The 21,882-nt window shown below is 71.9% G+C and carries 20 protein-coding genes; 10 read left to right on the forward strand and 10 right to left on the reverse strand.

Annotation, left to right across the window (positions count from 1 at the left end; all coding sequences use genetic code 11):
- The first annotated feature begins 43 nt into the window (after positions 1-43).
- Together ACWF7A_RS08625 and ACWF7A_RS08630 are read left to right on the forward strand one after the other, a co-directional pair.
- A complete protein-coding gene (locus ACWF7A_RS08625) occupies positions 44-490 on the forward strand; it encodes a hypothetical protein (protein ID WP_452249814.1) in 447 nt (148 codons plus the stop codon).
- 36 nt (positions 491-526) lie between these two features.
- Positions 527-1,441 (forward strand): DUF6891 domain-containing protein, encoded by a 915-nt coding sequence (locus ACWF7A_RS08630; RefSeq protein WP_452249815.1) that lies wholly within the window; start codon positions 527-529, stop codon positions 1,439-1,441.
- On the opposite strand, the gene ACWF7A_RS08635 is transcribed toward ACWF7A_RS08630, so the two are convergent.
- Together ACWF7A_RS08635 and ACWF7A_RS08640 are read right to left on the reverse strand one after the other, a co-directional pair.
- Positions 1,404-1,787, reverse strand: coding sequence for an HNH endonuclease (locus tag ACWF7A_RS08635; RefSeq protein ID WP_452249816.1), 384 nt, complete (start codon positions 1,785-1,787; stop codon positions 1,404-1,406). The genes ACWF7A_RS08630 and ACWF7A_RS08635 overlap by 38 nt on opposite strands.
- On the reverse strand, positions 1,771-2,700 hold the full coding sequence (locus ACWF7A_RS08640; protein ID WP_452249817.1) for a LysR family transcriptional regulator: 930 nt from the start codon (positions 2,698-2,700) through the stop codon (positions 1,771-1,773). Before ACWF7A_RS08640 ends, ACWF7A_RS08635 begins: the two co-directional genes overlap by 17 nt.
- A 109-nt stretch (positions 2,701-2,809) precedes the next feature.
- Here ACWF7A_RS08640 and ACWF7A_RS08645 point away from each other — a divergent pair, with 109 nt between their 5' ends.
- Together ACWF7A_RS08645 and ACWF7A_RS08650 are read left to right on the forward strand one after the other, a co-directional pair.
- Entirely contained in the window at positions 2,810-3,793 is a 984-nt protein-coding gene (locus tag ACWF7A_RS08645) for a TDT family transporter (RefSeq protein ID WP_452249818.1), read from the forward strand.
- Between the two features lie 10 nt (positions 3,794-3,803).
- Positions 3,804-4,952, forward strand: coding sequence for a hypothetical protein (locus ACWF7A_RS08650; RefSeq protein WP_452249819.1), 1,149 nt, complete (start codon positions 3,804-3,806; stop codon positions 4,950-4,952).
- Here the strand turns inward: ACWF7A_RS08650 and ACWF7A_RS08655 are convergent.
- Entirely contained in the window at positions 4,924-6,600 is a 1,677-nt protein-coding gene (locus ACWF7A_RS08655; protein WP_452249820.1) for a hypothetical protein, read from the reverse strand. The two genes, ACWF7A_RS08650 and ACWF7A_RS08655, sit on opposite strands and share 29 nt — an antisense overlap.
- Positions 6,601-6,653: 53 nt before the next feature.
- Between ACWF7A_RS08655 and ACWF7A_RS08660 the strand changes: the two genes are divergently transcribed.
- Positions 6,654-9,680, forward strand: a complete 3,027-nt coding sequence (locus tag ACWF7A_RS08660; RefSeq protein WP_452249821.1) for a CHAT domain-containing protein — start codon at positions 6,654-6,656, stop codon at positions 9,678-9,680.
- On the opposite strand, the gene ACWF7A_RS08665 is transcribed toward ACWF7A_RS08660, so the two are convergent.
- Both ACWF7A_RS08665 and ACWF7A_RS08670 read right to left on the reverse strand, forming a co-directional pair.
- A complete protein-coding gene (locus ACWF7A_RS08665; protein ID WP_452249822.1) occupies positions 9,665-10,597 on the reverse strand; it encodes a hypothetical protein in 933 nt (310 codons plus the stop codon). The genes ACWF7A_RS08660 and ACWF7A_RS08665 overlap by 16 nt on opposite strands.
- Entirely contained in the window at positions 10,594-10,995 is a 402-nt protein-coding gene (locus tag ACWF7A_RS08670) for a hypothetical protein (RefSeq protein WP_452249823.1), read from the reverse strand. The genes ACWF7A_RS08665 and ACWF7A_RS08670 overlap by 4 nt, the downstream gene beginning before the upstream one ends.
- A gap of 180 nt (positions 10,996-11,175) precedes the next feature.
- Here ACWF7A_RS08670 and ACWF7A_RS08675 point away from each other — a divergent pair, with 180 nt between their 5' ends.
- From ACWF7A_RS08675 to ACWF7A_RS08685, 3 genes are read left to right on the forward strand one after another with little or no spacing between them, the layout of a single operon-like run.
- On the forward strand, positions 11,176-12,267 hold the full coding sequence (locus tag ACWF7A_RS08675) for an MFS transporter (protein ID WP_452249824.1): 1,092 nt from the start codon (positions 11,176-11,178) through the stop codon (positions 12,265-12,267).
- Positions 12,264-12,683: a Dabb family protein gene (locus ACWF7A_RS08680; protein ID WP_452249825.1), complete on the forward strand. Its 420-nt coding sequence runs from the start codon at positions 12,264-12,266 to the stop codon at positions 12,681-12,683. The genes ACWF7A_RS08675 and ACWF7A_RS08680 overlap by 4 nt, the downstream gene beginning before the upstream one ends.
- A complete protein-coding gene (locus tag ACWF7A_RS08685) occupies positions 12,683-13,063 on the forward strand; it encodes an ester cyclase (RefSeq protein WP_452249826.1) in 381 nt (126 codons plus the stop codon). Before ACWF7A_RS08680 ends, ACWF7A_RS08685 begins: the two co-directional genes overlap by 1 nt.
- Here ACWF7A_RS08685 and ACWF7A_RS08690 read toward each other — a convergent pair.
- A complete protein-coding gene (locus ACWF7A_RS08690; protein ID WP_452249827.1) occupies positions 13,044-15,665 on the reverse strand; it encodes an ATP-binding protein in 2,622 nt (873 codons plus the stop codon). The two genes, ACWF7A_RS08685 and ACWF7A_RS08690, sit on opposite strands and share 20 nt — an antisense overlap.
- 342 nt (positions 15,666-16,007) lie before the next feature.
- On the opposite strand from ACWF7A_RS08690, the gene ACWF7A_RS08695 reads away from it, so the two are divergent.
- Positions 16,008-16,283, forward strand: a complete 276-nt coding sequence (locus ACWF7A_RS08695; protein ID WP_452249828.1) for a hypothetical protein — start codon at positions 16,008-16,010, stop codon at positions 16,281-16,283.
- Positions 16,284-16,286: 3 nt separating this feature from the next.
- Here the strand turns inward: ACWF7A_RS08695 and ACWF7A_RS08700 are convergent, their stop codons facing one another.
- The 3 genes from ACWF7A_RS08700 to ACWF7A_RS08710 all read right to left on the reverse strand — a co-directional run bounded on the left by ACWF7A_RS08700 (position 16,287) and on the right by ACWF7A_RS08710 (position 20,224).
- A complete protein-coding gene (locus tag ACWF7A_RS08700; protein ID WP_452249829.1) occupies positions 16,287-16,418 on the reverse strand; it encodes a hypothetical protein in 132 nt (43 codons plus the stop codon).
- A gap of 90 nt (positions 16,419-16,508) precedes the next feature.
- Entirely contained in the window at positions 16,509-18,326 is a 1,818-nt protein-coding gene (locus tag ACWF7A_RS08705) for a ricin-type beta-trefoil lectin domain protein (protein WP_452249830.1), read from the reverse strand.
- Positions 18,327-18,367: 41 nt separating this feature from the next.
- A complete protein-coding gene (locus ACWF7A_RS08710) occupies positions 18,368-20,224 on the reverse strand; it encodes a discoidin domain-containing protein (protein WP_452249831.1) in 1,857 nt (618 codons plus the stop codon).
- A gap of 99 nt (positions 20,225-20,323) precedes the next feature.
- On the opposite strand from ACWF7A_RS08710, the gene ACWF7A_RS08715 reads away from it, so the two are divergent.
- Entirely contained in the window at positions 20,324-21,328 is a 1,005-nt protein-coding gene (locus ACWF7A_RS08715; protein WP_452249832.1) for a LacI family DNA-binding transcriptional regulator, read from the forward strand.
- Positions 21,329-21,443: 115 nt separating this feature from the next.
- Here the strand turns inward: ACWF7A_RS08715 and ACWF7A_RS08720 are convergent, their stop codons facing one another.
- A complete protein-coding gene (locus ACWF7A_RS08720) occupies positions 21,444-21,881 on the reverse strand; it encodes a hypothetical protein (protein WP_452249833.1) in 438 nt (145 codons plus the stop codon).
- Position 21,882 lies beyond the last annotated feature (1 nt).

A 21,882-nucleotide genomic window follows, 5' to 3' on the forward strand; every position in this document is an offset into this window, starting at 1 on the left:
CACCCCAGCTCAGGCGGCCTTTTCGTCTCGCTACGCTCCCTGCATGCGCTACTCCGCCATTGCGCTGGCTTTCCTCCTGCTCGGGTGCGGCACCGGGACCTCGTCCCTGCCCACGATCACCCCGGCCGCGCCCTCGTCCACCGGCTCGCCGCTGCCCGATCTGCAGCCCCGGCTCGACGCGATCGGCGTCCTGCTCGTGGACTGCGCCGCGCGCCTGCGAGGAGAACCCGTCGCCCCGGCCGACAACTGCACCCACGTCATGCCCGACGTCACAGGCGTGATCGACGAGGTCGAGAAGCAGTCCGCCAAGCTGCCGCCCACCGGCCAGGCCGCGCTCACCGAGGTGCGCCGCCAGCTCGCCGAGATCGCGCCCTGCGAGCCGTGGTTCGCGGCCGGTGGCTCGAGCGCGGACCCGCAGCTGGACGCGAAGTGCAAGAAGGCGTGGGACGCGCTGTTCACCGGCTACAGCGCCGTGCGCAACTCCGCCTGAGCGTTTTCTGTCGGGGGCGTGTGCGACAGTCTCCGCATGCTCGAGATCGTGGTGGAGACGGAGAACTGGGAGCGGCACGTGCGCGTGTCCGCCGAGGAGCTGGCCGCTCTCGTCCGCCGCATCGGTGGTGAGGGCGACCGGTTCCTGGTGATCCAGCGGGTACCCGACCTGCCCGGTGTCTTCGCCCAGGTCTGGCACGAGAACGGGGGCGGCTACTCGGTGGAGCACCGCGAGGGCACCGCCGACCGGCACTTCGAGACCACGGCCGGGCTCGACGCCACCATCGCGGCGCTCACCGGCTGGGCCCGGCAGGACGCCGGGTGGGCCGAGGGTCTCCCGTGGACGTCGATGGACATGCCGCCCGCGCCCGAGGTGCCGCCGCTCGACCTCGCCGACGCCGACCGCGAGCAGCTGGAGGAGCGCGTCCGCGAGGCGCTGGCCGGTGGGTACTCCTCCCGCGTCCAGCTCACCGAGCTCGCGGAGGAGTACCTGGTCACCGAGGACAGCAGGCCCGTGACCCGCGAGCAGGCCGCGGCGCTGGTCGACCGGCTGTGGCTGGAGCGGGTCGCGGAGCAGGCGGCGTGGCAGGGCGAGACCGATCCCGAACGGATCACCCGCGCGTTCACCGCGCTGGAGCAGGCAGGCATCACCGCACGCGAGAACTTCACCTGCTGCCGCACCTGCGGCCAGGACGAGATCGGCGCCGAGAGCGCACCCGGTGCGCGCGGGTTCGTGTACTTCCACAGCCAGTGCACGGACTCCGCGGCGGCGGGCCACGGGCTGACGCTGCTCTACGGCGGGTTCGACGGCTCGGCCGAGACGACCACGGCCGTCGGGGACGAGGTCGTGGCCGCGCTCGAAGCCGCGGGCCTGACCACGGCGTGGGACCGCGATCCCGGCCGGTCGATCAGGGTCACTCCGCTGGAGTGGCGCCGCCGTCTGGTGGGGTGAGGAAGCGAGCGGTGAGCTCGGCCGAGATCTCGTAGTGGCGCACCAGGAACGTGCGCTCGTCGAGCTTCTTGCGGCGCAGCCAGCCCGTCACCTCGGCGTTGCACTTGCTGGCGTTGCACGAGCCGCAGGCGGGCACGACGTTGCCGAGCGTGTAGCGCCCACCCCGCGAGATGGCCTGCACGCAGTCCTTCTGCAGCGCGCCGGCGGGCGTCGTGCAGTACGCGCAACCGCCCCACGCCGTCTTGAGCGCGTCCCACTGGACGTCGCTGAGGTCGTGGACGACACGAGCCATGCGCTTCTTGCGCTTGCGCGCGGCGCGAACCTGTTTGCTACCGCCGGTCGGCACGGTGGGTGAGAGTACGCGTCGCGACGGTCAACAGGTCGGAGGCGGGACCCCGGGGTGTCCGGCCGGACGGCCAGACCGCCCGCAACGCGCGGTGCAGGTCCACCTCGCCCACCTCGACGCGGACAAGTGTGCGCGCGGCGATGTCCGCGGCCACGGTGTGGAGGCTGAGCACCGCCGGGCCGATGCCGCCGATGGCCGCCGCCTTGATCGCCGTGGTCGACGACATCTCCAGCAGCGGCACGGCGGACCCGGTGACGCCCGCGGCCTTCAGCGCCTGTTCCCAGGCCTGCCGCGTGCCCGACCCGGACTCCCGGCTGACCATCGGCGTCGAGGCGGCCTTCGCGGCGGTGACGCGCCGCCGCCGGGCCCAGGGGTGGGCGGGCGCGACGACGAGCACCAGTTCGTCGTGCGCGACGACGCGGCTCGCCAGCCCGGCCGGCACGTCGGTGCTCTCGACGAACCCCAGGTCCGCCTTCTCCGCCAGCACCTGCTCGGCGACGTGCACCGAGTTGCCCGCGGACAGCACGGTCGCGGTGTCCGGGCTGACCGCCCGCAGGGCGATCAGCCACGTGGGCAGCAGGTACTCGGCCACGGTCAGGCTCGCGGCGACCCTGAGGTGGCTCTGCCGGTCCGCGCGCAGGCTCGTGATGCCGGCGTCGAGGTCGGCCGCGCGGGCCAGCACCTGCGCCGCCCACCCGGCCACGAGCTGGCCCTCCGTGGTGAGCCGGGCGCCGCGCGGGGTGCGTTCGAGCAACGTCACGCCGACGCGCGCCTCCAGGGTCCTGAGCCGTTCGCTGGCACTGGGCTGGGACATGCCGTGCGCCTGGGCCGCCCGGCCGATGCTGCCCAGCTCGGCGACGCTCAGCAGGAGGTCGAAGCTGGCCAGGTCGGTGACCCTGGGCGGAAGAGGCATAGGGGCAGCCTATGTCCACATCGGTGATCGGTGCCTACCGAACCTGGTGCCCCAGGCGGATCGTCATGTCGTGACCGCTCTCGCACCTCGACCACACCGTGCCCCAGAGGTGCGACGAGCGGCGCCCTTCGGCCCGAACCTCTTCGCCTCGGTGATGGGAACGGGGATCGTCGCCACGGCCGGTGCCTCGATACCCGGCTTGCGCACCGCCGCCACGTACGTCTGGGCGCTGGACGCCGCGCTGCTGCTCCTGCTCGTGCTGGCCGCGGCGAGGCGCTGGACGGGGAAGACCGTCCGCGCCCAGCTCGCGGACCCCGTGATGGCCCAGTTCTGGGGTGCGCCGCCGATGGCGCTGATGACCGTCGGCACGGGTGCGCTGCTGCTCGGCGAGGACTGGATCGGGCTGCCCGCCGCGCTCGCCGTCGACTGGACGCTGTGGACGGCCGGCACGCTGCTCGGGCTGGCCACGTCGGTGCTGGTGCCGCTGCGGATGATCGGGAGCGGCGAGCGCGCGTTCGCGGGGTGGCTGATGCCCGTGGTGCCGCCGATGGTGTCCGCCGCCTCGGGAGCACTGCTGGCGCAGCACCTTCCGGAGGGCTCGTCGCGGCAGGCGATGGTGCTCGGCTGCTACGCGCTGTTCGGCGTCAGCCTGTTCGCGACGATGGTGATCGTGCCGCAGATCTGGCACCGGCTGGTGCAGCACGGGTTGGGCGCGGCCTCGACCGTGCCGACGCTGTGGATCGTGCTCGGGCCGCTCGGTCAGTCGATCACCGCGGCGAACCTGCTCTCGGGCGTGCCCGTGCTGCCGGGTCAGGCCGCGTTCGGTGTGCTGTACGGCACGATCACGTGGGGGTTCGCGCTGCTGTGGGTGGCGCTCGCAGCCGCCGTCACCGTGCGGACCGCGCGGCGTGGGCTGCCGTTCGCCCTGACGTGGTGGAGTTTCGTGTTCCCGCTCGGCACCTTGGTGACGGGCACGAGCGCGCTCGCGGTGCGGGTGCCGTCGGCGATGTTCTCCGGCGTGGCCGTCGTGCTGTACGGCGCGCTGGTGGTCGCGTGGGTCACCGTGGCGGTCCGCACGGTGCTGCGGCGGTAGACTGCGCCGAGTGGGAGACAACACCGGCAGTGAAGACCCGAGCGTGCGCTACGTCGTCGTTCTCGTTGGGGGACAACGCCTTCCGCTCGCGGTCGTGCGGGTGACCGGCGCGGTCGAGGAAGCCTTCACGCACGAGCTGCGCTGGGAGCCGTCGGATCTGCTGGGCCGCGTTCCGTCCGAACCGGACTGGGAGGCCCGCGACACGGACGCCGTCCAGGCCAACGGGTTTCTCGTCGAGATGGTCACGGAGATCCGCGCGCGGACGCACGAGTCGGAGCTGACCGACTACAGGTACTACGCGTCGTTCAAGGACGCTCTCGGCGTGCTCGACCTGGCCGGAGTGGACCGGTTGATCCGCCGGCCGGGCGGCACCGTCGAGGAGGAGTACGCCGGCCACGAGACGTGGGAGCCCAGCGACAAGCTCCATCGCATCGACTCCGGGCAGGACGTGCACGAGGCGTACGTCGCGCTCAGCCTCACCGAGGCGGCGCGGGCGAAGACCCTGATCGACGCGCAGTGGAACCGGGGGTGCACCCACCACGTCGTCCTCGTGGACGACCGGCCCGTCGCCGCCGTCACCAGCGTGGTGGACGACCCGGACGCCGAGCTCGCGTTCACCGGCGAACCGGAGCCGCAGCTGTCGAGGCTGCTCGCCCAGGCCACCCGCGAACCGCGGATGACCGCCGTCCAGACCTCCATGGCGACCGTCGTCGAGACGATGGCGCGCCTCACCCTGCAATGGCGAGCCCGGGCGAGGGCGGGCGAGACCGCCGGGTACGCGGTGTTCCACCGGCTGACCGACGTACTCGACCTCGACTCGGCCCACGCCGTCGTGGCGACGCCCGAGGACCGGTTCTCCACCCCGCTCAACGCCTCCGAGCACGAGGACCTCACCGCGCGCCTGCGCGTGCGCGACGCCCGCCGCACCGCCGAACCGATCGACGGGCACTTCTACTTCGCCGTCTACTCCGGCCTGCGCGAGGTCGTGGACCTGGACAGGGCGCGGTCGCTGATCCGCGTCGACGACTCCGGGCGGTGGGAGGCGTCGCTGCCCGGCGGGCAGTGGGAGCCCACGGGCAAGCCGCGGCAGCTGCACACGCTGCCGCTCACCGGGGCCGAGCTCGCCCGCCTCAGCGAGGTGGGACAGCCGGTCCGCTGAGCTTCCGGTAGCGGGCGTGCAGCAGGCGCAATGCCTGCTGTTCCGCCTCCAGGGCGGGAAGTTCCGCGAACTGCTTGGCACGGGCCAGACAGTCCTTCAGGAGGTCGAGCGCCTTGAGCAGGTCGGGGATCACCCACGGCTGGGACTCGCGGACGCAGCCCCGCAGGAGCGTGATCATGCCCCGGACCGCTGTCTCGGCCTCGCTCCAGCGGTGCAGGGCGACGAACGCGGTGGCCAGTCCCCACAACGCGGTGGCGCACTTGGCGGCGTAGACGTGCGGGAGCTGGGGGATCAGCTCGTGCAGCACTCGGGTCGCGGTGCGGTAGCCCTCCAGTGCGTTGGCGTGGTCACCGCGGGCGGCCAGGCGGTTCGAGAAGTTCAGCACCACCTGCGCGTACTGCGGGGCGTGCGCGTCCGGGTCGCGCCGGTGCAGGTCCTGGATGAGCAGCAGGGCCTCCTGGCCGACCTCGAACGCCGTCTCGTGCGCGTCACCGAGCGCCGCCGCGTAGTTGTTCAGCGCGGCGATGAAACGGAGCTGGTGCCGGGCGGGGGCGCGCGCGGTGAGGCCGCGGAGCACCGCGACCGACTCGGCGGCGAACTGCGTCGCACGTTCCCCGGTGCAGACGGCGGAGGCCAAGGCGAGTGCGACGGCCTGGTCCTCCGGCCCGAGCGTCCGGGACAGGTCGAGGGCTTCGAGGGCCGCGGCCTCCGCGAGGGCGTGCTCCTTCAGGCCGTGATTGCACGCCACCACCGCGTGCAGCGCGTCGAGGAGGAGGGTCGTGTCGCCCAGGGGCCGGGCGAGGGCGACGGCTTCGTCCGCCTTCTCGCGGGCGTACCAGGGGTGCCCGAGGTCCGCGACCGCCCTGGACAGGACGATCAGTGCTCGGGCGCGCAGGTCCTGTGTGGCGGCGTCGGTGGCGGCGCGGTCGGCGAACGCGGCGGCCCGTTCCGGCTGGTGACCGTCGAGCATCCGGGTCGCGATCTCGACGTCGATCAGCGTCGACGCCCGGTGCGCCGGACCGGTGCCGGGACCCCGGCGGGAGACCAGGTCCAGCACGACCTCGGCGATGACCGCGGCCAGTCGCGAGTCGTGGTGGGGCAGGCCGAGGTAGGCGTCCGCGGCGGCCTCGTAGCTCGCCGCGGGGAAGGCCTGCCGCAGCAGCGCGGCGAACCGCTCGTGGTCGGTGACCGACTTCGCCACCTGTGCCAGCGCGGGCAGGTAGTCGTCCGGAGCGTCCGTCAAAGCCTGTGACAGCGCCAGATCCGCGGCCTGCGCGGCGACCCCGTCCGCCGCGGCGAGCCGGAACAGCGCCTCCAGCGCGTGCGGACGGTCCGGCGGAGCGACGGCGCGCAGGGCGTCGACCAGCACGTCCGCGCCCCTGTCCGGTTCTCCGTAGGCGGCCAGGGCGTCCCGCACCAGTTCGTCACCCGATTCCACCGGGACGAGCACGTCCGCGGTGCGGTGCACGTCGTACCTCCCGGCGGCGAACCCCGGTAGCGCACCGAGCAGCGACTCGGTCGATCGCCTGTCGCGCAACGGGAACAGGGCGGGCAGCGCGAGGGTCAGCGCCAGCGTGATCCGGTCGTCGGCGAACCCGAGCCCGGCGTCGCGGACTTGTTCGCGCCAGCCCTCCAGGTCCTCCGGCATGGGATCATGTAACCAGCTCCGGCGCGTGCGGGAGTGCGGATCGGGGGATGCCCGTGGAACCGTTGGAGCGTCTGGCGGAACGGCTCTGGTGGTTCACGGCGCGCGCCGACCCCGGCCCGGTGCTGGAGGACGCCGCCCTTGACGAGGCGCGGCAGGTGCTCGCAGCCGCGGTGCGGACCGGGCCCGACGGCGTTCCCGAGGTGGTCGAGCGCGAGGCCGTCGCGGTCGTGGCGATGGTGCACTGGAGCCGGTACACCGCGCTGCCGAAGGGGTTCTGCGAGGGCGACTACCTGCACAGCCGTCAGCTGGCCCGTCTCGCCGGGTTCGAGGATCCGAGCCGGATCACCGTCGGGGTGCGGGTCCGGGGAGAGCAGGCCGGGCTCGACACCGTCCAGGCCGAGGCGCAGTGGTCCCGCCACGTCGCCGCGCGGTTCGACGAGTCCGGCGAACGGGAGGCGTTGGACTCGACGGTCGAGCACCTGCGCACCCGGATCTCGGTGCTGCCCGATCCCCGGCTGCTCGACGCGTTCGTCTCGCTGGTGTACCGGCAGTTCCTCGTCCGGCCGGACGAGGTGTGGCTGCTGGAGGAGGCCGTCACCACCGCTCGTCGTGTGCTCGCGCTGACAGCCGAGGACGATCCGGTGCGCGACGCCCGGATCTACGCGTTCGCCGCCGTGCTGGACGCCCGGACCAGGATCTCGCCGCCCGCCGAGGCCGTGGACCTGTTGCGCGCACTGGTTTCCCGGACCGCGGACGACGATCCGGCCCTGCCCTCCTACCTGCTCGCGCTGAGCAGGACGCTGACGGATCCCGGCGAGACGTACGCGGTGCTGTCCAGAGCGATGGACGTGACTCCAGAGCCGGGGCTGGAACTGCTCGTGCGGTACGTCGGCGTGCTGCCGGAGCACGCGCCGGAGAAGGTGCTCGGCGTGCGGCGGGCGATCGTGGACCGGATCCCCGCCGACCACCCGGACCGGGGCCTGCACGTGGTGGCCCTGGCCGACGTCGTCCGGATCGCCGGTGACCCCGACGAGGCGATCGAGATGCTGCGGTCCGGCGACGTCGGGGAGCCGTGGCAGGCGAGGGCGTTGTCGGTGCTGAGCCTGGCTCTGGGAGCGCGGTTCGGCCACCGGGGCGATGTTGCGGACCTGCACGCGTCCGTGGAGTGCGCCCAGCAGGCGGTGGCACTGGGCGACGACCTGTCGGACCAGGCCGCGCTGGGCCTGGCTCTGCTGCGCCGGTTCGAGCACCTGCGCGCACGAGCCGACCTCACGGAGGCGTTGCGGCACCTGCGCGAGGTCACGCAACGCGCGCCGGAGGACTACCCGGGCCGGTCGGCGTGGCTGTCGAACCTCGCGTCGGCGCTGGGGTTCCTGGGCCAGGACGTCGCGGACGAGGCGGTGGCCGCGCACCGGGCCGCGGACCGGGGTCACGGGCTGGCCGTGGCGCTGGCCCGGCGCGGCGGGCCCGGAGACCTGGACGAGGCCGTCGACATCCTGCGCGAGGCGGTGAAGGAGAACCCGACGGCCGTGGGGCTGGGCAACCTCGGCGAGACCCTGCGAATGAACGCCGGGCGCCGCAACGATCCCGACCTGCTGAACGAAGCCGTGCGGGTGCACCGGAAAGCGTTGGACCTGTGCGCGGGGGAAGAGCCCGATCGCGCCTGGGTGCTGGTGCGGCTGGCTTTCTCCTTGCTGGACAGGTTCGCCCGCACACACCACCAGCGGGACCGGGACGACGCCGTGACCGCCCTGCGCGCGGCCGTCGAGCACGTCCAAGCGCCGGTGGGCGAACGGTCCGGGGCGGCGATGTGGCTCGGCCGCCTCGGCGCGGAGACCGGGGACGCGGAGGCCGCGCTGGCCGGGTTCGGTGGTGTGGTCGACCTGCTGCCGCTGCTCGTCGCGCACGGCCAGGTGCGCGCCGACCGGGAGGAACTGCTCGGCGACTGGCAGTCGCTCGGCAACGACGCCGCGGCGTGGGCGGTGTCGGCGGGTCTTCCCGGCCGCGCGCTCGAACTGGTCGAGCGGAGCCGCCTGCTGCTCTCCGGCGGGGGAGAGCCGTCGCTGGACGTCGGGGAGCGGACCGTCGTCGTGGTCAACGTCAGCCGGTACCGCTGCGACGCGCTGGTCGCCGGTCCCGGCGAGGTGCGGGCGGTTCCGTTGGGAGAGCTGGACTTCCGCGAGGTCGCGACGCGAGCCCACGTGTTCCTGGGGGCGCAGGCGCGGCTCGAGTCGCGCTCGCTCCCGTTGCCGGAGAAGGCGTCGCTGGTCGGTCAGGTGCGGGAGATGCTCGACTGGGTGTGGCGGACCGTCACGAAGCCCGTGCTGGACGCGCTGGACCCCGTGCCGTCGCGGATCTGGTGGAGCCCGACCGGGAAGCTGGCGGTGCTGCCCTTGCACGCGGCCGGGTCCCTGGACGGTGAGTCGGTGCTGGACCGAGTGGTGTCGTCGTACGCGGCGAGCCTGCGGGTGTTCGCGCGGGTCGACGGACGACCTCGTCGTCCGGTGCTCGTGGTCGCTGTGCCTGAGGCCGACGGGCTACCGCCGTTGAGCGGAGTGGACGACGAGGTCCGCGCGATTCAGCGGGTTGCCGCGCCGACTGTCCTCAGAGGACCAGAGGCGACCCTCTCGGCTGTGACCGCCGCTCTCGCCGAGCACGACGTCGTGCACTTCGCCTGCCACGCCACGCAAAGCTTCGTCGACCCCGCCGCGTCCGGCATCGTGCTGCACGACGGGAAGCTCGGCCTCGACACGATCGCCGCCGTACCGGGTGGCGCGCACCTGGCGTTCCTGTCCGCGTGCCGTACGGGGGTGAACGCCGTCGACCTGCCCGACGAGGCGCTGCACGTGGCGGCGGGCCTGCAGGCGGCCGGGTTCCGGCACGTCGTGGGCACGCTCTGGTCGGTCGAGGACCAGTCGGCGGCGGCGTTCACGGCGGCCGCCTACGCACGGCTGGGCGACGACGCGGGGCTGGATCCGGCGCGGACGGCGTTCGCGGTGCACGAGGCGACCAGACTCGCCCGCGAGGAGGACCCGTACGACCCGATGCGCTGGGCCCAGTGGTTTCACTCGGGGCCCTGAGCCTCTTCTTCGTCGTGCTGGTACTCGAACTTCACCGGCCGGCCCTGCCGCCAGAACGCCGACAGCCGCCGGTTGTCCTCCTTCTCGGCCTCGACGTCGGCGGGCAAAGGCAGGTGCAGCGCCCGGTACAGGTCGAACCGGTGCAGGTCGAACGCGGCCTCGACCGCCTCGCCGTACGCCAGCGCCGCCTGCACGCACCCGCGGTACGCGAGCCGTGCCGCGAGCAGGAGTCCCAGCGACAGCAGCAGCCACCAGCCCGTCCGGTGCAGCAGCACCGCGCTGACCACCGCCGTCAGGCCGAGCGTCACCGCCAGCCGGGCGGCGAGATCCATGCTGTCGCGCCGGTCCGAGACCACCGCCCGCACCTGATCGCCCAGCACCGGGTACAGCCGCGGCCACACCACCACGGCGTCGAGCCCGTACGCGCGCCCGGCGTGGTCCTCCATCGCCGTCAGCACGTTGCCCAGCGCCGTCGGCCGCACCAGGTGCCCGGCGTGCGGGAACCGTTGGCGCAGCAGGACAGCGGCCTGCCCGGCCCGTTGCACCTCGGCGGGATCCTCGGACCCGGCCTGCGCCGCGCGGGCTAGCCGGCCCCGCCGCCTGCGCTGCCACCAGCGGAACGGGCCGGCGGTGAAACGAGGCCACCCGCCTTCCAGCAACCGGACGAGCGCGAGCTGCAACGGTTGCACCAGAAGGGAAAGCAGCGTCACGGCGAGCACGAGGACGAACGCCTCACCGACACCGATCCTGCCCGCCGTGCGCCAGGCCGTGCCGAAGTCGAGCCGCGGACCGGGCGCCCCGGCCCACACCAGCACGAGCACGCAGATCGCACCCGCCGCCGTGGGCAGGTAGTTGACCAGGACGAACCGACCCGACATCGCGTCGTTCAGCGGACGGGCGAGCTGCTCGAACCTCATCCCTTCAACTCCATCACCCCGTGCTCCGGGCAGCTCGGCAGGTCCCTGTCGTCGTAGGTGAGCCGGGCCGCCCGGTTCTCGCACTCGGCGCAGGCGAAGCGAAGCAGCTCGAACTGGGTGGAGACACCGGGCTGTCCGGCGCGGTCGGCCTCGCCGAGCCGGTGCAGCGGTTCGCTGGACCGCCGCGCGAACCACTCCCGCGTGCAGGCGCCGATCGGCGTGGAGCCGACCGCGATGGTCACCTGGTCGAGGCCGGGTTCGGTGGTGTACAGCACGACGAGCGCCTGGGCCACGGCGGCCACGGACACGTCCGCGTCGCCGACGTCGAGCACCGTGCGGCCGTCCGGCAGTGCTCGCGGGTCCAGGAAGTACCCGAACTGCGCGCGTCCCGCGTCCATGTCGCCGATCTTCGCAGATCACGCTCGTCGGGTGCAGTCGATCGGCTAATTCGTCCGTGCTTCACCGAGGCCTACGTACCTGTGCGATCTACGTAACGACCACCGACGCGAACGACCCCCGCCCGGCGCGACTCTGTGAGCGTGACAACACGAACTGCGCCAACGCGAACGGCCCGGGCGGTGGTCCTGGCCTCCGCGACTCTCACGATCATGGCAGCGGCGATCATCGCCCCGAGCCTCCCCGCGATGGGCGAGGTGTACGGGGAGGGGATCCTGGTCCGCCTGGCCCTGACCATCACCTCGCTCGCCATCGCGGTGAGCGCGCCGCTGGCGGGCCTCGCGGCCGACCGGACGGGCCGCAAGCCGCTGCTCGTCGGCGGTCTCGTCCTGTACGCGGCGGCGGGGACGGCGGGCTACTTCGTCACCGGCCTGCCGGTCCTGCTCGGCACCAGGGCGTTGCTGGGCCTGGCGGTGGGCGCCGTGATGACCGCGGTCAGCGCCCTGATCACGGACTGGTTCGACGGCCCGGAGCGCGGCAGGTTCCTCGGCTTCCAGCAGGCCGCCGCGAGCCTGGGCGGAGTGGTCTTCCTGCCCCTGGCCGGAGTCCTCGCCGCCACGGACTGGCGCCTGCCGTTCTGGCTCTACAGCGTCGCCGCCCTGATCGCCCTGGCCGCGCTGACGGGCTTGACGGCGGAACCACCCGTCCGTCGGGAGACCGCGGCACCCACGGCGTTCCCGAGGAAGGCCGCCGGGATCTACGTGATGGCCCTGGTCGCGACCCTCGTGTTCTACATGGCCCCCACGCAGCTCCCGTTCCTGCTGCGTGACCTGGACGCGAGTCCCACCACCATCGGCTTCGTGATCGCGGGCAGCACCCTCACGAGCGTCGTCGGCGCCCTGGTCTTCCCGAAGCTGAGGACCACGAGGATCACCGCCATCAGCGTCGCGCTGCTGGGCGTCGGCTGGCTGGTCATCGCGGCGTCCACCGGGGTGCTGCTGGTGACGGTGGGCCTGCTGATCGGCGGGTTCGGCGTGGGGCTCGTGGTCCCGAACCTCAACACGCAGCTCGCGAACCTCGCCGAACCGGCGCAACGGGGTCGCGTCCTCAGCGGGCTCGTGGCCGGCATCTTCCTCGGCCAGTTCCTGTCACCGCTCGTCATCGCACCACTCGTCCACACGACGGGCATCGCCGCCGCCTTCGGCTGGACCGGTGCCGTCACCACCCTCGCAGGCGCGGCCCTCGCCCTGGGAAACAAGGAGAAGAACCGATGATCTACCACGGCAACCGCTTCACCCTGCGCGAGGACGCCTCGCCCGAGCAGGTCGAGGAGGCGCTGGAGAGCCTGCGCAACCAGGGACGCGTGATCCCGTCCGTGAAGTCCTTCGTGGTCGGTCGTGACCACGGCGGCGAGTACGAGTGGGGCGCCACGTTCGTCATCGAGGACCTGGAGGGGTACTGGGAGTACCTGATCCACCCGGCCCACCGCAACACCGACCGCGTCGGCCTGCCGCTCGTGGACAAGTTCGTCTCGTTCGACATCACCGACGACGAGGACCCCGAGATGGGCGCGAAGATCGCGGCCCTGCACCAGAAGCGCTACGACAGCGATCCCGAGCTCACGAAGCTCGTGTCCGATCTCGGCGAGTACACGGGCAGCGCTGCCCCCGGCCAGCACGGAGACAAGTGATGAACGACCTGCTGCAGTCCTGGATCGACTTCTGGAACGGCGACCTCGCCCAGGCGGAGGCCATCGTCCCCGAGGACTTCGTCTGGCACGTCGCGCCGCTCACCGGCGGCCCTTCGCAGGACCACACCGGACGTGACGCACTGGTCGAGTGGGTGCGCGGCTCCCAGTCGATCATGCCCGGCCTGAGGTTCACCGTCGAGGTGGGGCCGATCTCGCAGGACCCGTTCCACGTCATCCGCTGGCTCGCCGAGGCCGGCGAGATCTCCTTCCACGGCACGGACGTCCTCCGCGTCGAGGACGGCAGGATCGCCGAGTACTGGCTCAACGCGGACGGGCTCTGGGCGGCTCAGCAGCTCGGGATCATGCCGAAGCCGAACTGAACACCTCCGCCAGCTGACGGCGTGAGTTGATGCCCACCTTGCGGAAGATGTTCCGCAGGTGGGCATCGACCGTGCGGGGGCTCAGGAACAGCCGCGCGGCGACCTCCTTGGACGTCGCCCCGGTCGCCACCAGCCGCGCGATGTGCGTCTCCTGCATCGTCAGCTCGTCGGTGGCCCGCGCGGAACGGCTGCGCGCGACCTCGCCGGTGGCCTGCAGCTCCATCGCCGCACGAGCCGCGAAGGCCTCCATCCCCATGCCGGACAACAGGTCGTGGGCGGTCCGCAGCTGCGCACGGGCGTCGACCCGGCGGCCGGCGCGGCGCAACCACTCGCCGTACAGCAGGTGGGTGCGGGCGAGATGAGGCCGGGCCGCGCTCGACTCCAGTTGCCGCAGGGCGAACACGAACGACTCCTCCGAGCCCGTGACGAGAGCCTCGGAACAGGCCGCGACACCGGAGGCCCACGCCGTCTCGCAGGGTGCGGTCCGGGAACGCAGGTCCTCCAACGCTTCCGCGGCGGCGTCCGTCTCCCCGCACCGCACCGCCGCCTCGATCAACTCGGGCAACGCCGTCCCGGTGAGGTAGAGATCACCCGGCGCGACGGCCTCCCGGGCGGCGGCCAGCGCCACCGGGTAGTCGCCGAGTCCGTTGTGCAGCACGGCGGACGCCCAGTGCGTGTTCGCGACCAGCAGCCCCTCCCGCCGCGCGGCCTCACGCAGGGAGTGCTCGATCTCGGTCAGCACCGCCTGCTTCTGCCCGCGGAACGCGGCGAGGTGCAACCGCTGATAGCGCAGCGGCGGCATCCCCAGGGCGTCGGCGACGGCTTCCTCCTCGGCGATCGCGGACACCGCCGCGCCGAAGTCGCCGGTGATCACCGCCCCGACGGCCTGTTGCGCGAGTCCGAGCCGCAGCACGAACGGTGACCCGGCCTGCTGCCCGGTCCTCATCAGCCACCCGGTCACGAGCGAGTGCACCTCGGTGTCCCACAGCTCACCCGCGAGCACCGTCGCCAGCGCGGGATGCCGGGTCCACCGTCGTTCATCACCGGAGAACACCCGGCGCAGCAACGGAATGGCGGTCCGATGTCCTTCGTCCGCGAGAAGTACCAGTGCCTCCAACGCGTCCGAACCGCGTTGGAGCCCGCGAGCCTCCCGCACCACGGCCTCCATCACGCCGCTGGGCCGCCCGAACGCGAGCGCGATCTCCAACGCGTCGAGCACGCCGTCGCGAGCCGCCGCACCGGTCATCCGCCGAGCCGCGCTCAGCACGAACGACGGCCCGTTGTTGGACTTGTCGCGCACGAAGGCAATGCGTCCCCGCAGCAGGTCCGCCCGCGCGTCGTCGGCGGAGAACGTCGTCAACAGCTCGGCGGCCACGTCGACCGCGCCCGCGTCCAGCTTGGCCTGGGCAGCCGCCAACGTCCGCCCGGCCCGCAGTTCGGGAGTCAGCGACAACGCCGCCGCCCGTTCCAGGAATGCCGCCGCCGCAGCGACTCCACCCCGGGAGCGCGCACGGTCGGCGGAGCGTTCCAGCTCGGCCGCCAGCGAGTCGTCCGGCCCGGTCCCGGCCTGCGCGCGGTGCCACACCCGCCGGTCCGGATCCGTCGACGCGTCGGTGACGGCGGCCAGCGCGAGATGGACGGCCTGCCGCTGCGCCGGGGAGGCAGCGAGGTAGACGGCCGAGCGCGCGAGCGGATGGCAGAACCGCACCCGCGTCGAGATGCCGAGCAGCCCGGACGCCTCGGCCTCCACCCCGGCGGACGCCACGTCGATGCCGAGCTCGGCCGCCGCGGCCCAGAGCAGCTGCGGCTCCCCGGTCGGATCGGCGCCGGCCACCGTCAGCAGCAGCTGGGCGTCCGCGGGCAACCGGGCCGCCCGGTCCTGGAAGCTGCGCTCGATCCGGCTCGGCACCGACGCCACGTCCGGCAGCGCGAACCCGCCCGCCCTGGGCAGTTCCAGCAGCGCCAACGGGTTCCCGCGCGCCTCGGCGAGCAGCCTTTCCCGCACCTTGTCGTCCACCACGGCGGACGAGAGCAACGCACGTGCCTCGGCGTCGTCCAGCCCTCGCAGCTCCAGTCCCGGCAGCTCGTCCAGCCGCGAGTGAGCCCACGGCCGTCGCGCGGCGAACACGAGCACCACCGGTTCGGAGGCCAGCCGGCGGCCGAGGAACGCGAGCACCTGCGCGGACGCCTCGTCGAGCCACTGGGCGTCGTCGAGCAGGCACAGCACCGGGTCCCCACCGCCGAGCAGCTCCAGCGTGGCCATGCCGATGCGCAGCACGTCCGGCTTCCCGCTCGCGAGCCCGAACGCGACCTCGAGCGCCTCCCGGTGCTGCCCGGACAGCGAGTCCATCAGGGGAAGGCACAGCTGGTGCAGCGCCGCGAACGGCAGCTCCGTCTCGAACTCGGACCCGGACGCCTCCAGGACCCGGAACCCGGCGGCCGAGTCCCGCACGCGGGCGAGCAGCGCGCTCTTGCCCATGCCCGCCTCGCCGCGCAGGACCAGGGCACCACCACGCCCGTCCAGCGCGGCGGTGAGCATCCCGGAGAGACAACGGATCTCGTCGTCACGTCCGAGGAGCGAGGGCGATGTGAGCGCGTCCATGACGTGCACGTTATGCGAGACCCGGGAAGCGCCGTCACCCGTTCGGCCCACAACCTGAGGTGGACGAGTAGCCGCCTTCAGACGGATGCGTCCGCGATGACCGGTCCCCAACGTCGTGAGCACATGATCACGAGGGGGAGGGCGACTGCGCGGGCTTCCTGCCCGCCTACTCCTGCCAGGACGGGCACTGGGCGAAGGTCAAGCCGATGCTGACCTACGCGACGAAGAAGGCCGCGAACCCCTACGGCGGCTGATCGGGGTTTGCGGTCCGGGGTACGGGGTAGCCGGTGCCGCGTCGAGCAGCCGGCGTACCCCCGTACCCGACTCTCCGAAGGTGGCTCCATGCGTTTCATCGCTCTGCACCAGGCCATCCGCGAGGCACTCGCCCTTCTCCGCGTCACCGCGGGAGCGGACCTCGCCGGACGGGCCGAGCAGGCACGCAGGCGCCTGGCCCAGGCCGTCACGGCGGCGCCCGGCGCTCCCGCACGGGCGCTGACGCACATCGCGGCGGCGGACGAGCACCTGGAGTACGGCGAGCTGGTGGAGGCGCGCAGGTCGCTGACCGCGGCCCGTCGTCTCGTGCCCGGTCACCTGTCGTTGGTGCCGGCCAGGGCGTGAGGCTCAGTCCGGCGGCTCGCTCGGGTCGTCGGCCGGCTCCTGCGGCACTTCCGGCTCGTCGACGTCGAGGTCGAGGTCGTCGAGGCTGGGCGTGCCGGGGGAGTGGGGCGCTTCGGGGTTGATCGGATCGGTCATGCCGCCCGGTTACCCGAGCGGCACGACGTCATGCGTGGAACCGAGGAGAGGCCGGTGCCCGCCGTCTTCGGGCACCGGCCTCCCACTCACTCACGCGGGCACGGTCCACCGCTGGTTCGCCCCGCCCGTGCAAGACCAGATCTGCAGCTTCGCGCCGTCGGCCGTGTTGTTGCCGATGACGTCGAGGCACTTGTTGCTGCCGACGTTCACCAAGGTGCCGCCGGACGCCGTCCACCGCTGGTTCGGGCCGCCGAAGCAGTCCCAGAGCTGGACCGCCGACCCGTCCGCCGTGCCGTTCCCGGTCACGTCGAGGCACTTGCCGAGGCCGCGCACCGTGCCGTCGGTGCCAAGGGTCCACGTCTGGTTCGGACCGCTGAAGCACGACCAGAGCTGCGGCAGGTTCCCGTTCGTGGTCGAGCCGTTCGTGACGTCGAGGCACTTGCCGCCCAGACCCGTGATGGCGCCGGTGCGTCCGGCCGGGGGCTGGCCCGGGTCGAGCGTGCCGGGCCACGTGAACGTCGCCATCGCGCCGGCCGGGAGGTTGTAGCCGAACGTCTGGCCGTTGTAGGAGACGCGGAAGTTCTGCTGGCCGCCCGTGTTCAGCGCCACGAGCACGATCTGGCCGTTCGGGTTGCGGAAGGCGACGTTCTGCACGCCGCCCTCGCCGAAACCGGTCGAGTCGATGCGGACGGCGCCGGGCTGCACGAACTTCGACAGGTGACCGAGCACGTAGTACTCGGCGTTGTACGTGACGTCGTTGCCGTTGGTCCTGACCACGCCCGTGCAGTTGGTGCAGCTGCCGATGACCGGGCCGTTGTTCTGGTCCAGGGCCATGTTCCAGATCGCCACCGACCGCGCGTGGTTGCGCGTGGCGCCGATCGCGAGGTTCATGCCCTGCCAGCGCAACGTGTCGCGGAACGTCGACGCGTCGTCGCTCGACCTCGTGCCGGAGCACTCCGTGAAGAACACGTCCTTGCCGGGCTGGTTGTTCTTCACGATCGACTGACGGCTGGGGTCACCGCCGTAGCAGTGCCACGCGGACCCGATCACGTTGCCGCCCGTGCCGTTGTTGACGGTCTGCGCGTAGTCGACGTTGTCCCAGTTGTGGTCGTAGCCCAGCAGACGGGCCTGCTCGCCGGCCGCGCGCAGCTTCGGCACCAGCGTGTTGATGACGTTGACCTGCTGCTGTGGCGACATGTACATGCCGGGGTAGCCCGGCGGTTCGAAGAGCGGCTCGTTCTGCACGCTCATGTAGTCGATCGGGATGCCCGCCGCCCGGTACGCCTGGGCGAACTTGACCAGGTAGTCGGCGTAGACGCCGATGCGGCTGTCGTTGAGGGAGCCCCGGATGAGGTTGTTGTTGTTCTTCATCCACGCCGGGGCGCTCCACGGCGTCGCCATCACGGCGAGCTGCGGGTTGAGCTGCTTGGCCTGCTGCAGCAACGGCAGGATGTAGGCGTTGTCGTGCGCGATGGAGAACCGCGAGAGCGACGGGTCCGCCGCGCCGTCGTTGTAGGTGTAGAAGCTCCGCGAGAAGTCGGTCGCTCCGATCGGCTGGCGGATGAAGCTCATGCCGATGCCGCTGGTCTTGTTGAACAGGTTCGACATGATCTCGTTGCGGCGCGGGGAGTTGAAGATGTTCCACGCCGCCGCGTCGGTGAACGACGCGCCGAAGCCCACCATCGACTGGTAGGTGGAGTTCGGGTTCACGGTGATCGTCGACCCGGTGCCACCCGAGCCGAACGTCACGTCTCCTTGCTGGCGAAGGAGGTTGGAGCGGTCCGCGGTGGTCAGCCAGACGCTCGCGTTCGTCGCCGCGGTGGCGGCGGGCGAGACCAGGGTGGATCCCGCCGTCACCACGGCCGCGGCGATCGCGATGCCGCGCCAGCGTTGTGTCGCCTTTGACATAAGCGCTCCTTGCAGGGGTTTGGGCGCCCGATGGAGATCGTTCAGTTGTACAAACGGAAATCGGCGATGCTCCACCAGTTGCTCGACGTACCGGTGGAGGTGATGCGGACGTGGCGTGCGCTCGTGCGGCGGATGTCGACGTTGGTCAGCTGGCCAGCACCTTCGCCGGACGCGACCTTGCGCCAGCTCGTGCCGTTGTCGCTGACCGACAGCTCCCAGGTGCGGGCGTAGTCGCCGAGGTTGCCGCCCGAGTCGATCGCCACGCGGCGGAAGTCCTTGCGGCGCCCCAGATCGATCTGCAGGAACTGGCCGGGAGCCTGGGAACCGTTGTTGGACCAGCGGGTCGACGCGTCGTCGTCGATCGCGAGCGCGCCGTCCGGGGTGGCGGTGGCACCGGCGAGCGAGACGGCGTCGAGCCTGCTCCTGTGCCGGCCGGTCCAGGTGAACGTCGCCAGCGCACCACCGGGCAGGGTGTACTCGAAGGTGCGGTCGCCGACGTCGACCGCGAACGAACGCGGCTCGTCGTTCTGGTTGTGCACCACCAGAGCCGTGGAACCGTCCGGGTTGCGGAACGCGGCGTCCATGATCTGGCCGTTCCAGCCGGTGGTGCCGAACGACGTGCTGGCGATGCGGCGGGCGCCGGGCCTCACGAACTTCGAGAGGTGGCCGATCGTGTAGTACTCGGCGTCGGTGACGACCGACCCGTCCGGCTGCACGGTGACGAGGCCGGTGCACGTGCCGCAGCCGCCGTTGTGCGGGCCGCCGGTGCTGTCGAGCGCGATGTTCCAGTTCACCGCGCTGCGGGCCCAGTTGCGGGTGGTGCCGAGCACGACGTTGCGCGCGTGCCAGCGCAGCGTGTCGCTGAAGACCTTGGCGGGCGGGTCCGCGGCGCCCTTGGAACCCGAGCACTCGGTGAACCAGATCCCCTTGTCCGGGAACGTGTCGCGCAGTTTGGTCTGCGCGCTCGGGTCGCCGTAGTAGCAGTGGTACGCGGTGCCGGCGAGCCACTTCGCGGCCTTGCTGTTCAGGATCTGGTACGGGTAGTCGGCTTCCGCCGAGCCGTCGTTGGGATGCGTGGCCCAGTTGTGGTCGTAGCCCAGGATCCTTGTGCGCGGGCTGGCGAGCCTCAGCTTCGGGCCGAGCGCCTCGATCACCTTGATCTGCGCCGCGACGGGCATGTCCGTGCCGGGGTAGGCGTCGGGAGTGCGGTTCTGCGGCTCGTTCTGCACGGACAGGAAGTCGATCGGCACCCCGGCCCTCGCGTACGCCTGCACGAACTTCACGAGGTATCGCGCGTAGGCGTCGTAGATCTTCGGGTCGTCCTTGAGCTTGCCGCCGACGAGCGAGTCGTTGTCCTTCATCCACGCCGGCGGGCTCCACGGAGTGCCCATGACCTTCAGGCGCGGGTTGAGGCGCTTCGCCTCGCGCAGCAACGGGAGGATCTTCGCCTCGTCGTGCCTGATGCTGAAGTGCTCGAGCGCGAAGTCGGTCTGCCCGGCCGGCACGTCGTCGTAGGTGTAGTGCTCGGCGGCGGCCGTGAAGTCGGACGAGCCGACGGGTTGGCGCAGGAAGCTGACCCCGATGCCCTTGACGGGGTCGAAGAGCTTGCGCAGGGTCTCGGCGCGGACGGCCGGAGCGAGACCCGCGAGCAGTTCGGCGGACGAGTCCGTGATGGACGCGCCGAAGCCGTCGACCTCCTGGTAGCGGCGGTCGGGGTCGACCACGATCGTCGGGTGCGCCGACTCGCTCGTGCCGAACGCGACGCGCGGCCGTTCGTGCATCAGCTCCGCGCGGTCCGGCGTGGTGACCCACACCCTGACCTGCGGTGCGCTGGAGGCCTCTGCGGCGGGCACGGCGGTCAGCCCGAGCACCAGCGCCACGATCGCGGTTCGTCTCATGTAACACCCGTTCGTCACTGTGAAACAGTAGCTTTCAGGATGAAACACCCGGTCGTGTCGAGGGTCAATGGTCTGGAGCAGTTCCGGTACATTGACCTCGTGGAACGCAAGATCGAACACGTGAAACAGCGCGCGAGCGTCCGGGACATCGCGGCGGAGACGGGCGTGTCGATCGCGACCGTGTCCCGTGTGCTCAACGATCACGCCAACGTGGCGCCGCGGACCCGTGACCTGGTGCTCCAGGCAGTCGAACGGCGGCGGCAGGAGACCCCCGCGAAGGTCAGGACCGTGTACGTCCGGTGCCCGTACGTCCTCACCGACTACTTCGGCCTGATCGTCTCCTCGATCGCGGACACGCTGAAGCTGCACGGCCTGCGCCTGGTGCTGGACGCGGGGGAGTCAGGCCAGCACAGCGACGCCCTGCGCGGCCTGGCGGACCAGGCCGACGTCGACGGCGCGATCCTCATCCTGCCGCCGGAGGAGGGCTACGAGCTGGTGGCGCTGTCCCGCGCGGGCTACCCGTTCGTCGTGGTCGACCCGCGCGTCCTTCCGTTGCCCGACATCGCCTCCGTGTCTGCCGCGCACTTCGCGGGCGCGCGTGCCGTGGCAGACCACCTCATCGAGCTGGGGCACCGCGACATCGCCGTCATCGCCGGGCCGGAGGAGTGGCTCGCCGGGGACGCCCGCCTGGCCGGCCACCGCGCGTCCCTCGCCCAGGCCGGTGTGCTGCTCACGCCGGAGCGCCTGCGCCACGTCGAACCGACCGTCGCGCACGGCGCGCGTGCGGCGGCGGAGTTGCTTGCACTGGAACCCCGGCCCACCGCGATCGTGTGCTTCAACGACAAGGTCGCCGTGGGCACGTTGCAGGCGGCGCGGGAACTCGGGCTGCGCGTGCCGGAGGACCTGTCCGTGGCCGGTTTCGACGACATCGACCTGGCCGAGGCCACGAACCCGCGGCTGACGACCGTGCGGCAACCGTTGCAGGAGATGGGGAGCATCGCCGTGACGCAGCTGATGCGGGTGCTGGACGGGCATCGGCCGGAGGCGTTGCACATCGAGCTGGCGACGACGCTGGTGGTCAGGGACTCGACCGCGGCGGTCTAGTGCGGGACGCCCTGGGTGGCGTTGTCGCCCTCGCCGTGCTTCCCCCCGCGGACTTCTCCACGGAGCGCAGCCGCAGATCGCGCTGAAAGCGCCGTAGCGCTGGAGCTGCGCGATTTCAGTGAACGACCGCCCACGTGCGCACGACCGGATCGACCAGGACCTCGAGGTGCTGCTCGCCCTCATAACGGTCACAACGGTGGTGCACCTGGAACCCGCCACCCGACGGGATCCACAGCGTCAGCTCGTGGCTGACCGACTCGCCGTCGTCGTGCGCGGAACTGTCGAGCACCTCGGCGACCACCGTGGTGCCCCTGGCGCGCAACGACGCCGTCTCCTTCGCGGACTCGCCCGCCGTCGCCCAGAGCGCCAGCATGAGGACCACGACGACGAGCATGCCCAGTTCCCACAGCAGGATCGACCACCACGGCTCGTCCGAGAAGGCGAGCACGGCCATGCCGCCGGCCAGGGCGGCGATCGTGATCCCGGCGAGCACGCGTTGCACGAGGGCCGAACGCGGGCTCGTCAGGCTGACTTCGGCGGGGTTCGCGGTCACC

It is taken from the genome of Lentzea sp. NPDC055074 (assembly GCF_053608005.1).